Source organism: Luteolibacter sp. (assembly GCF_039920825.1).
Taxonomy (GTDB): domain Bacteria; phylum Verrucomicrobiota; class Verrucomicrobiia; order Verrucomicrobiales; family Akkermansiaceae; genus Luteolibacter.
In genome coordinates, this window is sequence record NZ_JBDSCX010000084.1 from 1 (window position 1) to 12,103 (window position 12,103).

General features: G+C 59.9%; 11 protein-coding genes and 1 pseudogene. 5 read left to right on the forward strand and 7 right to left on the reverse strand.

Annotated features, from left to right (window positions below):
• From pyrG to ABIQ96_RS24005, 4 genes and pseudogenes are all read right to left on the reverse strand, one after another.
• A pseudogene (gene pyrG / locus ABIQ96_RS23990) lies at positions 1-201 on the reverse strand (CTP synthetase); the annotation flags it as partial.
• The gene (gene kdsB, locus ABIQ96_RS23995; protein WP_348217193.1) at positions 198-971 is read right to left on the reverse strand and encodes a 3-deoxy-manno-octulosonate cytidylyltransferase; all 774 of its coding nucleotides are present in this window, start codon (positions 969-971) and stop codon (positions 198-200) included. The gene kdsB and the pseudogene pyrG, both read right to left, overlap by 4 nt.
• Before the next feature lie 155 nt (positions 972-1,126).
• A complete protein-coding gene (locus tag ABIQ96_RS24000; protein WP_348217194.1) occupies positions 1,127-1,708 on the reverse strand; it encodes a DUF892 family protein in 582 nt (193 codons plus the stop codon).
• Positions 1,705-2,244 (reverse strand): DUF3341 domain-containing protein, encoded by a 540-nt coding sequence (locus tag ABIQ96_RS24005; protein WP_348217195.1) that lies wholly within the window; start codon positions 2,242-2,244, stop codon positions 1,705-1,707. The genes ABIQ96_RS24000 and ABIQ96_RS24005 overlap by 4 nt, the downstream gene beginning before the upstream one ends.
• Before the next feature lie 310 nt (positions 2,245-2,554).
• Between ABIQ96_RS24005 and ABIQ96_RS24010 the strand changes: the two genes are divergently transcribed.
• The 4 genes from ABIQ96_RS24010 to ABIQ96_RS24025 are packed head-to-tail and all read left to right on the forward strand — an operon-like array spanning position 2,555 to position 6,022.
• Positions 2,555-3,688, forward strand: coding sequence for an ABC transporter permease (locus ABIQ96_RS24010; protein WP_348217196.1), 1,134 nt, complete (start codon positions 2,555-2,557; stop codon positions 3,686-3,688).
• A 2-nt stretch (positions 3,689-3,690) separates the two neighbouring features.
• Positions 3,691-4,452, forward strand: coding sequence for an ATP-binding cassette domain-containing protein (locus tag ABIQ96_RS24015; protein ID WP_348217197.1), 762 nt, complete (start codon positions 3,691-3,693; stop codon positions 4,450-4,452).
• Positions 4,449-5,459, forward strand: a complete 1,011-nt coding sequence (locus tag ABIQ96_RS24020) for an MlaD family protein (RefSeq protein WP_348217198.1) — start codon at positions 4,449-4,451, stop codon at positions 5,457-5,459. Before ABIQ96_RS24015 ends, ABIQ96_RS24020 begins: the two co-directional genes overlap by 4 nt.
• Complete coding sequence (locus ABIQ96_RS24025) at positions 5,456-6,022, forward strand: PqiC family protein (protein ID WP_348217199.1); 567 nt, start codon at positions 5,456-5,458, stop codon at positions 6,020-6,022. The genes ABIQ96_RS24020 and ABIQ96_RS24025 overlap by 4 nt, the downstream gene beginning before the upstream one ends.
• Before the next feature lie 4 nt (positions 6,023-6,026).
• On the opposite strand, the gene ABIQ96_RS24030 is transcribed toward ABIQ96_RS24025, so the two are convergent.
• Together ABIQ96_RS24030 and ABIQ96_RS24035 are read right to left on the reverse strand one after the other, a co-directional pair.
• Complete coding sequence (locus ABIQ96_RS24030) at positions 6,027-6,812, reverse strand: hypothetical protein (RefSeq protein WP_348217200.1); 786 nt, start codon at positions 6,810-6,812, stop codon at positions 6,027-6,029.
• A complete protein-coding gene (locus ABIQ96_RS24035; protein WP_348217201.1) occupies positions 6,802-10,293 on the reverse strand; it encodes a hypothetical protein in 3,492 nt (1,163 codons plus the stop codon). Before ABIQ96_RS24035 ends, ABIQ96_RS24030 begins: the two co-directional genes overlap by 11 nt.
• A 222-nt stretch (positions 10,294-10,515) precedes the next feature.
• On the opposite strand from ABIQ96_RS24035, the gene ABIQ96_RS24040 reads away from it, so the two are divergent.
• Positions 10,516-10,905 carry a hypothetical protein gene (locus ABIQ96_RS24040; RefSeq protein WP_348217202.1) on the forward strand — a complete coding sequence of 130 codons (390 nt, stop codon included), beginning with the start codon at positions 10,516-10,518 and terminating at the stop codon, positions 10,903-10,905.
• Between the two features lie 11 nt (positions 10,906-10,916).
• Here the strand turns inward: ABIQ96_RS24040 and ABIQ96_RS24045 are convergent, their stop codons facing one another.
• Positions 10,917-11,993: a putative zinc-binding peptidase gene (locus tag ABIQ96_RS24045; RefSeq protein WP_348217203.1), complete on the reverse strand. Its 1,077-nt coding sequence runs from the start codon at positions 11,991-11,993 to the stop codon at positions 10,917-10,919.
• Positions 11,994-12,103: the final 110 nt, after the last annotated feature.

The following is a 12,103-nucleotide window of genomic DNA, read 5'->3' on the forward strand; positions in this document are numbered from 1 at the left end:
GGTCTCGGCACCATCGTCCAGCACGTAAACCTCACCATGCTGATAGGGGGACATCGTGCCCGGATCCACATTGAGATAGGGATCGAATTTCTGCATCAGCGTGGTCAGGCCGCGATGCTCCAGCAGCGTGCCGATGGAGGCTGCGGCAAGCCCCTTGCCGAGTGAGGAGACGACGCCGCCGGTAACGAAGATGTATTTCATGGAAGTAGTGAGTGAGCAGGTGATGATAAGAGTCGCTCGATTTCTCGGGCTTGTTCCGGGGTATCGACGCCTGGCGAGGTGTCGGAAGTGAGAAGGACCTTGATGGTCGCACCGTTTTCGAGAGCGCGGAGTTGTTCGAGCGACTCGGCCTTTTCAAGCGGCGAAGGCGGCCAAGTGACGAAGCGTTCGAGGAAATTCCGCTGATAGGCGTAGATTCCCTTGTGGCGGAGGACCGGCAACCCTTCGACAGGATTGCGAAAAAACGGCAGCGGCGAACGGGAGAAATAAAGCGCCCGGCCATCGAGGGCGACGGCGACTTTGACGACGTTCGGATCTTGGACGGCGGGATCGGACGGATCGAGCGGGTTGGCGGCGGTGGCCATGTCGAGCGAGGGATCGGCAGCCATGGCGGCGGCGAGTTCGTCGATCAGCGCGGGATCGATGAGCGGTTCGTCGCCCTGGATGTTGACGATGTGCGTCGCTTGGGGAACGGCCTTCGCCGCCTCGGCGATGCGGTCGGTCCCGGTGGGATGGTCCGGCGAGGTCATGGCGACCTTGCCGCCGAAGGCGATGACCACGTCGCGGATCCGCTCGTCATCGGTCGCGACGATGATTTCATCCAGCATGGAACATTGTCCGCAACGCTCCCAAACGTGCTGGATCAAGGGTTTCCCGGCGATGAGATGAAGCGGTTTTCCGGGGAAGCGCGTGGAGCCCCAGCGGGACGGAAGAACACCGAGGATGTAGGTGGGAGCTGAGGAAAGGGACACGCTTGGCAAAGGTTGGGCGAGCGTAAGTCAGGGACAAGCCCGCGGACAAGAGCGGTTTCGGAAAAAAGATTTTGGCCCGGAAATCGTCGGAAATTTCCACGCTTTTCGCCGATTTTCCACGATCCAAGCCCTTTCCATCCCTCCATCGACAGGCATCAGGTCGCGACCGAAGACGACCGGCGAATCCCCTCGTCTTCCTCCGAATCCTCCGAATCCTCCCAGCCCTGTTTACCGAGCGCTTCTTCATTGCTTGTGGACCGGGCCATCTCGCACCAAGTTTGAGCGGCGGTTTGTTCCTCGTCCAGAATGTCCTCAAGGAGTTCGGCGGCATCGGGATTGCCCAGTAACTGTGCCCACTGAAGCAGGCTGGTATAGCCCGCGATTTCGAAGTGCTCGATCTTCTGCAAAAAGGAGACCAGCGCGGCATTGATGGCGGGCGATTCTCCGAAATCAGCCTCGATTTCCGCACCCGCGTGTACCAGTCCCACGATGGCCTTGCTGGTTCTTCGGGTAACCGGCAGTTCAAAGCAACCGAAGACCTGCTCCAGTTTCATCACGTGCCGTTCGGTTTCCAGAAGATGGTTGAGGATCGCTCTTTTCATTTTCCAACACCGGCTGGCAGTGGCCATCTTGACGAGCATCGCACCGATCCGGTGCTCGGCGTCATGGATTTCCTCGAGTTCCCTGAGAAACAAATCGTCCAGGGTTTTCACGGCCGCTCCGGATGCAGTGTTCATGATGGTTCGATGAATGCGCGTGAAGGAGCAACGGCCAAGCAGGTGGTCCAGATGTCCAGAGCTTCGGCATGGTTGAAAATGTCTTCCACCAGATGGATGTCGCCGGAGTCTTCGGTTCGAACGGAAAGAAGGATGTCCCCTTTCAGGATTTTCCCTTCATAGCGTTTCGCATCCATTTCCGGAATCCCCATCCCTATCAGCCCGCCGCAGATGCCTCCCAATGCCGCGCCGATGGTGGCTCCGCTCATCGCGGAAATAATCGGCCCTGCGGCGATGAACAGGCCCGCTCCCGGTATCGCCAACGCACCGATTCCGGCGATCCATCCCCACGTCACGCCGATGATGGCACCCGCTCCGGCTGCGGCGATGGTGGCATTCGCAAGGTTATTTCCCCCGTTGAAGCGGCGGCTCGCACTTTGATCGGCTAACAAAGCCGAGATCCCGTCATCCGGAATGTTGGCGATCTTGAGCTGATCTACAATGTGGTTGGCCTGGAAATGGGACGTCGCGATGCAGAAGATCGATTGATGGGACACGGTTTCGGTATTTCTTTCGGGCGTTGATGAATGTCGGGAAACGGCTGCCTATCCACCGCGAATTCCGGGAGGAGCTCACCTCCTTTTCCAGTGATAGGATGCTAGCAGCAGTGGCCTCGTATTGGCCATGGGGTGTTTCCCTACCCCGTGAGATTTTCCTGCCGGTGGAGAAGCAAGCGGACGGGCCGCACGTGGGATGCGGCATTTGGTCTTGTGGATTCAGGTCCGCCGCAACATGGTTTGAGCGTGGGACGTTCCCATCCGTTGGAATTTCCGGTTGCCGACCTCCCTCAGCAGGCCAAGTTTCAAAATGCCCTCCTCCGATCATCCTCCACCACGCGCTGTCTGGCAGCAGGACGGGGACGATTTCGTCCTTGAGGTGTCCGGAGATTGGCGGCGCGACGGGCCGGCCGTGGAAATCGAAGGCAACCCGCCGGACCGCCTTCCCAGCCGCTATCAGGTGGACAAGCTGGGAACCTACGATTCCACCCTGCCCGCCTTCCTGCTTTGCCTTCACCGCTCCGTCCCCGTGACCGATGGCGAAAAGGAAAAAAGTCCCTCCTTCGACGGCCTGCCCGACAACCTTCGTGGTCTGTTGGAGCTCGCTCTGTCGGTGCCGGAGGAAATCGGAAATCAATCCGCACCGACTCACTCTTCGGAAATCCGCAAACTCGGCAAGATCACCCTGGAAGTCTGGGAGAGCCTGCGCGCACTGGCCGACTTCACCGGGAAAACCGTAATCTCGCTCGGCCGCTTCTTCACCGGACGAGCCCGCTTCCGCCCGACAGATTTCTGGATGATCCTCCAGCAATGCGGCGTGCAGGCGCTGCCCATCGTTTCGCTCATCAGTTTTCTCATTGGCCTGATTCTCGCATTCGTAGGAAATGTCCAGCTCTCTAACTTCGGCGCGAACCTGTTCGTCGCGGATCTCGTGGGCATCGCCATGGTCCGTGAAATGGGCGTGGTCATGACCGCCATCATCATGAGCGGCCGGACCGGGGCCGCTTTCGCCGCGCTGATCGGCAGCATGAAGGCCAACGAGGAAATCGACGCCCTGCGCACCTTCGGATTCGACCCCTTCGATTTCCTGGTGCTGCCGCGTGTGTTAGCCCTCATCCTGATGATGCCGCTTCTCACCATCTACGCGAACGTCGTCGGAATTCTCGGCGGCATGCTGGTGGGCGCGTTCGTCGGAATTCCGCCCGTGCTCTACTGGACGGAAACCCTCTACGCGGTGGATCTGACGAACTCGTCGCTCGGCGTCATCAAGAGCGTCTTCTTCGGCGCGGCCATCGCCATCAGCGGTTGTATGCAGGGAATGCGGGCGGGAAATTCATCGTCCGCGGTCGGCGAAGCCACCACACGGTCGGTGGTCGCTTCCATCACCGCGGTCATCGTCATCGACTCGGCCTTCGCCGTCATTTTCACCCTCCTCGATGTCTAACCATGGCCGCGAAAATCACAGTCAGGGATCTTACGATGGCTTACGGGTCGTTCGAAGTCATGCATGACCTCAATTTCGAAATCGAGGACAAGGACATCTTCGTCATTATGGGCGGCAGCGGTTGTGGAAAAAGCACCCTGCTTCGCCACCTTATCGGACTGCAGGAACCGGCGAAGGGATCGATCCTCTACGACGGCAAGGACTTCACCGCCACCGATCCCGCCGAGCGCGGTCCGTTCATCCGGCGTTTCGGCGTGATGTATCAATCCGGCGCGCTGTGGTCATCCCTAACACTCGGCGAGAACGTCGCCATGCCGCTGGAGGAAAGCGGCAAACTGCCTGCGAAGACGGTGCGCGAACTCGTTTCCTACAAGCTGTCGCTCGTCGGCCTTGCGGGTTACGAGGACTACTATCCGGCCCAGATCAGCGGTGGGATGAAAAAGCGCGCCGGCATCGCCCGTGCCATGGCCCTGGATCCCGATATTCTTTTTCTCGACGAACCCGGTGCCGGCCTCGACCCGCTCAGCGCCCGCCGCCTCGACGACCTCATCCTCCGCCTGCGCGACAGCCAGGGGTCCACCATCGTCGTCGTCACCCACGAACTCGCCAGCATTTTCAGCATCGCTAACAAAGCGCTGTTCCTCGATACTGCCACCCGCACCCAGGGCGCGCTCGGGAACCCCGTCGATCTTCGCGATCATTCGGAAAACCCCGCCGTGCGCCTCTTTCTCAACCGCGGCGAAATGCCGGACTCACCACCATGAGCAAAAAAGCCAGCCCCACCCTGATCGGGATTTTCACCCTCGTCGGCCTGCTGATGGCCGCCACAGCCGTCGTGCTTTTCGGCGCGGGGAAAATCTTCGAGAAAAGCAGCAGCATCATTCTTTATTTCGACCAAAGCGCCAACGGCCTGCTCGTCGGTTCGGAAGTTAGATTCGGCGGCGTCCGCATCGGCCGCGTCACCTCCATCAAGGTGCTCATCGATCAAAAGGCGAACCGCAAGGTCATTCCGGTCGTCGTCCAACTCTCGGAGAAGGATCTGAAGGATGTCGGATCAACCTCGGGCGCGGGCATCGATTTCGCCACTGAAGAAGGGGTGAAAAAGGCCGTCGCCGATGGACTGCGAGCGGGAATGAAACAACAAAGCCTGCTCACCGGGCAACTCTACATTGAGTTCGACATCGCTCCCAACACCCCGGGCTTCACCTATCGACCCGATGCCGGATCTCCCTACCCCACGGTTCCCACCATCGGCACGGAGATGGATGAACTCATCGCCGGAATTGCGGACGGACTGAAAAAATTCAATGCCCTCGATCTTGAAAGTGCCACGAAGGATCTGCGGGATGTCCTCGCCGGCGCGAAAGCCCAAATCGCCGCGCTGAATTTGAAGGCGATCAATGACAACCTCGTCGGCATCACCACAGACATCCGTGCCCTAACCGGAAACGAGAAGTTGGCCAAGGCGATCGACAGTCTTGACGAAGCGCTCACCGGCATCGACGAGCTGACGAAGAAAGCCAACGAAGGTTTCGATCCCCTGATGAAGGATCTGGAGGATGTCATGGCAAAAGCCAACGCAGGACTGGCAAAAATCGACGAGGCCACCGCAGACATTTCCAAGGCCACCAACCCGCGCGCGCCCGTGCTCATGCGCATGCAGAACACGCTGGATGAAGTGGAACGCGCCTCGCGCGCCGTCAAGGAACTCGCCAACGATCTCAAACGAAACCCGAACGCCCTGCTCGGCGGAAAGGACCCGAAACCATGAAGATGCTTTTCATCCTGCCCATCCTGCTTTCCCTAACAAACTGCGGCGTGCTTGAGCCCGTCAAGGACTCCGCGGTCCATCACGTGCTCGATCCTCTGGTTCCCTATCGGAGCCTGTCATCGTCCTCGCCGTCAATCGCCATCAACCGGCCGTCCATTCCCAGCTACCTCGACCGCCAACAACTCGTCACCCGCTCCGGCGGACAACTCCAGATCAGCAATGCGGACCTCTGGGGCGAGCCGCTGGATGCCTCGCTTTCCCGGGTTACCGCCAGCAACCTGAGCCGGCTCACCGGATCAATGAACATCCAGCCGGTGGAAAATTTCACGACGCTCGACTACACGACCCTGTTGGAAATGAGAATCGCCCGCTTCGAGCCGGATGACTCCAATCAAATGATCCTCGAAGGAACTTGGAAACTCCAGCCCGTGAGCGGCGGTGACGCGCGCGACCACTTCTTCAGCATCGCGGCACCAATCTCGTCGCCAACCGCAACGGGACGTGTCAACGCCATGAACCAAGCGCTCGAACGCATCGCCCGACAAATCGCTAACAGCCTCTAATCGGTTAATGTTCCGGTGGTGGGGCGGGAGCGGGCTCGCGCTGGACGGAGACCTTCACCGGGCGGCGTGGTGATTCTCCATCGGCCCGGAAAATGAGAACCAGCGAGCGCTCGCCGGGATTCTGGGTGATGACGCCGGAATGAAGGCTCCTCAAGGTGCCGGTGGTATCGGGGAGAAGAACCTGAAGCGGTTGTTCCACTCCGGGTGGCACGGTGCGTTTGAACGATTTCCCCGCTTGGAGGAGGAGCTTCTCTTCGCCGATGACGACTCTTACCTCCGCCGGGCAGATATTCACGACGCGGACGCTGCCAGCCGGCACGCTGACCGGATCATCGGGCAAAACCAGCGAAAGCGCCTTGTCCCAAGTGCCGCCTTTCGCATCGCGCCAGAGCAGGACCAGGAAATCACCGGACTCGGGCCTAACAAGTCGAAGCCACGGCTCCGCATCGGCGGCGGCTTCGCGACGTTTCAGGAGCAGTGGACCGATTCCGGCAGGAGCCTTGAGCGGCTCGCTGATCCGGCCGAGGCGCAGCGGAGCGGCTTCGGTCTTGTCGCCGCCGAAACCCAACAAAACCTCACGCGGCGGAATGCTGCCGGCAGGAGGCTCGAGTTCGTAGCGAACGTCGTCTCGGACTTCCTGGCGGAACGGAGGAAGCTCGCCCACTGCGAGAAACCGCACCGTGCGACCTTTTTCAGCTGCCGGCTCCGCGTGGAGAGCGCCGGAAATCACCAACGCGAAAAAGGGTGTTAGAAAACAAAATCTTAAGACGGGAGTCGGATTATACTTCATCGGGTAAAAGCCAGCGGAACGAGGTGATGATGAATTCCCGGCCGAAGTCATTGGACTTGCCGACAAGGCTGGAGTTGAGGCCGCTGGCGTCAGGTGTCAATGGCCGCGGCGTCCGCTGAACCACAGCCTCGCACCATGCCCGCGCCTGGATCTTTCCCGCAGCATCGACCGCATCACCGTAGGCGCGGATGACAAAGGTGTCCGACCGGGCTGATAGAGCGGGGCCGAGGACCTGCAAAACGTCCGCCTGCGTCAAATAGGCGGGTGCACCCCAGGCTTTCGAAGCGGGCTTGAGCGTTTGCTCCATGCGGGTGGCGTCTGGCAGGTGGTCGGGATGGGAGTAGTTTGGTAGGGACTTTCCGTTGTCCAACGGGTATTCATCCGTTAGGCCGGAGTTCAACTGCGCTTTTTCAATGGCGGCCTGGAGAGCGCCCATACGCCCGGTTTCATCCTCGGCGAGTCGGCGGTTGACGAAATCGGCAAGCGACAGGAACGGACCGCGTAATTTCACCTCGGCGACAATCGCCACCGCCAGCCGGGTTATTTCATCCACATTCAATTCACGATATCCGGACCAAACGTTGTCGCCATCCGCCGATTCACCGTTCTTCCACGCTCCGTCCTGGGGATCCAACACCCGTGGAAATGGAACGTTTTCACCATTGCCGAAACCCGACTTGCGGGTCGAGCCGAGCAACGCCTTCCAAGCCTCCACGCTGGTCGAATTGACGTTGAACGCACCGTCCACCATGAGGTGACGGGCGGATTGGTTGAAATCCCCGAGGCCGTCCGCGGTCGCCGAGGCGCGCGTGGCAGGAGCCAGACGCATTCGTCCGTTAGGAAGCGGCTTGCCGACCGGATCCGCGAGAAACTCGCGCTTCGCGGCGGGAGAGCCGCTCGACAGATAGAAGCGATCCCAGAGCTTTTGATTCACCTCAAACGAAAGGTCGTAAACCACGTTGTCGCGCTCCGGCACCTGGCCGAGAATCGCCCGCGCGGTGGCAGCCCAATCGTCCTTGCCGGCGGAACGCTGGGCCTCGTTAGGCCAGCCGATTTCACTCTGATTGAAACCACCCGACTTCGCCGCCTGGGAGGTCGAGGCCGCGGCGGCGGTCCGATTCAAGCCCTTCACGCCGCCTGTGCCAAGGCGCGGATCGACCAGCGAATTTCCCACGGCATAGGATGGATGCCAGATGAGTTCTGATAGTTTCGCATGCTGGAGTTGACCGAGAGAGACCAGTCCGGTCTCGGAGCGCGGCACGTCGAACAACACATACTTGCTGCTTCCCTCCTGCGGCGGCCCGAAAGGATTTCCGTGGAAGCGGCCGTTTCGCGGCACCGGCATCTGCTCGTCCCAGCCCACCGCCTGATCAAACAGATCCCGCGTGTAGGCACCGAAAAACCACGGTGCGATCCCGCCGATATTCTCCCATGGCGAGCGGATAATGAAGGACGCACGCGGGTTCCAATTCGCTAACAGCGCGTCCTGAAAATAGGAAGTTCCCGCCAGCGACCCCGAGCCCAGATTCGACGGGTGCTCGTCGAACCAACGCAGCCGAATCCCCTCGCGGGTCCTTACGTTGGGGACCACGGTGGGCTTTGGGGAGAAGCGATCCAGCATCTGGATAGGCATTCTCTCGTTCTTGTTCCACGAAATCCGCGGCTCGCGGCCGGCGCCATATTGCAGGGACCCGGAGAGCACGCAAACCTGAGGCAGCTTGTCGAAATTCTCGAAGGTCACCTTGCTGGCGTTTCCCACCAATTTGAGAATCGCCCGCGAATCATCGCCTTGGAAATTGATGCCATTCGCGCCGGAGCCGAAAATATACGGGGTCGGAGCATACCAGAATTCCTTCGGCAGGAAGGTCATTCCGCCGTCGAGATCCGACGCCGAGACGTAGTAGGCTCTGGACGGATCCGGCGAGACCTGGCAACTCAGCACGTTCGAGTCAAGGTTGTAGGAACCGGATCGATAGGCGCTGAGTCCGTCGTATTCGGCGGAACGTGCGGGCGAGAACACCAGACAATCGCCCGGTCCGAACGTGGTGGCGGGCATCGAGAAATAGTAGGAACCCATGTAGGGGTCGTTGTATCCGGACGAACCCATGATCCCACCGGGCCCGTTGAACGAAGTGCTGCGCCCGCCTTCGAAATTCAGCCACTGGGTGATCGAACCGCCCACATTGAGTGTCCACATCTCCTGCCTTCCATTGCCCTGGATCATGATGATCGAGCGGTCGAACTTGAGGTCACAATTGTAGGGATTCCACAACACAACCCGCGGATACATCAACTGTCGCAGCTGATAGACTCCGGCCTGCAAGGAGTAGGTGCTCATCTGCGTGAAGTTGGTGGCCTCCACCAGGATCGGCTGGAGTCCGGCGTGCATGTTACCGGCGAGTTTCACAGGATTTTCATTCGCCAGCGCGCGGGCGCTGCTGTCCTTGCCGGCCGAGGTGTCGAAATCCGGAGATCTCCCGTCCACGTTCTTCCCGGAGAACGGCAGTGACAACCTCGCCCAGTCGCGCAGAAGTCCAAAGCGGGGGCCTGCCGAATCATAGCGCGAATCCTTGCTCGCGGCGTCCTTGGCCGACCCGGCGCCGACCAGAGGCTCATCGTCCGTCAGTCCCTTCAGATTACCCGACGCCTTCGTCTCACCGTTCTCGAAGTAGGCGGTTAGATCCTGTTTCAGTCCGTCGTTCACGACATCCGCCAACACGCCGCTGGATTCCGTCGTAAAGTCGAACGCATGCGTCTTCGCCCAGTCCGCCTTCACTCCGGAAAGCGCCATCATTCCCGGACTGACAATCTTGCCAAGCTTCGCATTTTCCAAGTCCACACCACCGTCCATCATCTTCATGTCCGCGGACTGCGAGGTCATCACGCGATAGAGTCCTCCATCGCCGGGTGACTTGCGGTTGGCCGCGATCGCTTCGCGCGGATCGCCGGTCCGCACGTTCGCCCGCACTCCGAGGTCGCCGGTCCACCAGGCGAGATGGCCCGAGGTTTCCCCAGTTAGACCGGCAACAGCAACCCGCGGCACGGTCACGGCGGAGGTGGGGTCGTTCCGATAGATCGCCACATCATCGGCGGCGGGAGTTGCGGAAGGATCGCCTTTGCCGCTGACCAGCCACTCCATCACGCGGTCCGCCGGATTCAATTTCCGCTCCCAGCGTTCGTCACGCAGACTGCCCTCCAGATCGTTGCGGGTGAAAATGGGATCGCCGTTGTCCAAAGTCGTCCGCCAGACACCGGTCCAATGCGGCTGCTTGACGTCCTTGCGGAGAATTTCCGCCGTGGCGGAAATCCGCTGGTCCGGCCCCATGGTTTTCTGGAGCTGGCCGATCGCCTGCATCAAGGCGAGCCGGGCGTTGGCCTTGGCTTCGGCCGCGGGTTCGGAACGCGCGGTTTTGCGCAGTTCGATCGAGGACAAGGTCATCAACCCGACAGCGACCATCACCATCAGGACCATGAGAACCACGCAGACGATCAACGCGAATCCCTTCTCCGACCCACGCCTCAGGGGGCGACGTTGACCCGTTCCAATCACAACGGGCTTTTTACACGCGGATCCCTGCATCCGCCAGCGATTTTCTCCCGGCACAAGAGTTGAATATCAACGACAAAGCCTGGCTTGTGGTGAATTCCCTGATTTTCAATTTGCTTCGAGAATGGCACGCAAGAGGCTCATCCGGCCTTGAAAATGCTCCGCTATTTCGCCGCGATCTCCACCGGACGGTTGGTCCTCTGGTGTTACCTGATTTGGTATGTCTGCATGGTTTCGCTGTATTTCGATGCCTCGCCCGTGTTGTGGCTCTCGTCGGTCGGCATGAGCGGCATCATCGGATTGGCCCTGCTCCTGAGCACTTCGGGAAATGGCTCGCGCCCGGACGGCTGGACGATTTTCCGGTTGTTTCTCATGCCGTTCTGCGTCTCCAGCTACTCCGCGCTCATCAAAGGCAAGGGATTCCTGCTGATTTTTCCTCCCGTTGTCCGGGAAAATCTCATTGGCCTCGGCTGTGTTGCCACCTTCCTCGTCGTCCAAAGGCTTTTGAAATACCAAACTGATATCCGAACGGAGCTGATCGAGTGATTGTCGCTCGTCTATCCCGGTAACCCAGATGCGGGCAATGGATCCCGGAACGCGATCCAGTCATGGATGAGGGTGAGTTTTTGAATCACCGTTTCCGCCAGCACGAAGGGATACGGATCCGGCAAACCCATGCTGCGGTTGAGCCCGTTGAGCAACACGCTGACATCCAGCCATTGTGCGGCGATGTCGGAAAACGGCCGGCCGAGCGGAGCTAACACAATCGTCTGGTCCTGGGCGTGCTGGATGATCAATCCCTCGGTCGCGGCGGTTTCCAATGTGTCCATGATGTGCATGTAGTGCGCCCACGTTTCCGCCCAATCCTCCCACGGATGCGAAGCGGCATAGGGCGAAACGTGGCGCTGCTGCCAATCGGGCGGCGCTCCGTTCGCGTAGTGATTTGCCAGCATGGACGCGTAGTCGCCCCGTTCGTCGCCGAACACATTGCGGAACTGCTCGAGCCTCGGAGTTCCGTTCACGAGCACGTCCCAGTAATAGTGGCCCACCTCATGACGGAAATGGCCGAGCACCGTGCGATACATTTCACCCATCATTTCACGAGCCCGCTCCCGCTTCGGGTCGTCCGCCTCATCGAGATTGATGGTGATCAGTCCGTTGGCGTGCCCGGTGAAAACGTGGTCGTCGCCAGGCGTTCCGGGCGGAGTGTCTTCGAGGAAATCAAAAGCAAGACCGGTCGCGGGATCCTCCTCCTTCGACCGGACCGGCAATCCGAGAGAAAGCAGGCTGTATATCAAGCGGCGTTTCGCGGCTTCGAGTTTGAGCCACGCCCGCGGATTGCGTGGTTTTGATAGATCCGGAATGATGTGGCTCAGGCGGCACGAAGGACAAAACGGCACCGGCGAATCCACGGGCACCATCCAGTTGCAAGCTCCGGCGGTTAGGTGATTTCCACAGCGGCGGAAAAGACCCGCCGCGTCAATCCGCTGAAGTGTGAAATCGGGTGCCGCGGGCTGGAAGGTGCCGATCGAGAGATCCCCCGGCACGAAGCCGAGATCCGTCTGACAGGAAAGGCAGCGCGAGTTCTCGAAAAACACGCGCCCGCCGCAGTTGCCACATTGGAAATTGATCATGATTCATTCGCGCGTTTTTTCACGCATGAGGACCTTCCGACATTTTCCGCGCTCCGCAAGCGGGGTTTTCCTGATAGGGAGGATGGACATCCCGTCCATGCGAAAACCCA

Excerpts from the sequence above, each read along its gene's own strand:
- ABIQ96_RS24040 (WP_348217202.1), top strand. The coding sequence starts at position 10,516 with ATGCTCCGCTATTTCGCCGCGATCTCCACCGGACGGTTGGTCCTCTGG.
- ABIQ96_RS24030 (WP_348217200.1), bottom strand. The coding sequence starts at position 6,812 with ATGAAGTATAATCCGACTCCCGTCTTAAGATTTTGTTTTCTAACACCC.
- ABIQ96_RS24015 (WP_348217197.1), top strand. The coding sequence starts at position 3,691 with ATGGCCGCGAAAATCACAGTCAGGGATCTTACGATGGCTTACGGGTCG.
- ABIQ96_RS24000 (WP_348217194.1), bottom strand. The coding sequence starts at position 1,708 with ATGAACACTGCATCCGGAGCGGCCGTGAAAACCCTGGACGATTTGTTT.
- ABIQ96_RS24020 (WP_348217198.1), top strand. The coding sequence starts at position 4,449 with ATGAGCAAAAAAGCCAGCCCCACCCTGATCGGGATTTTCACCCTCGTC.
- ABIQ96_RS24045 (WP_348217203.1), bottom strand. The coding sequence starts at position 11,993 with ATGATCAATTTCCAATGTGGCAACTGCGGCGGGCGCGTGTTTTTCGAG.
- ABIQ96_RS24025 (WP_348217199.1), top strand. The coding sequence starts at position 5,456 with ATGAAGATGCTTTTCATCCTGCCCATCCTGCTTTCCCTAACAAACTGC.
- ABIQ96_RS24010 (WP_348217196.1), top strand. The coding sequence starts at position 2,555 with ATGCCCTCCTCCGATCATCCTCCACCACGCGCTGTCTGGCAGCAGGAC.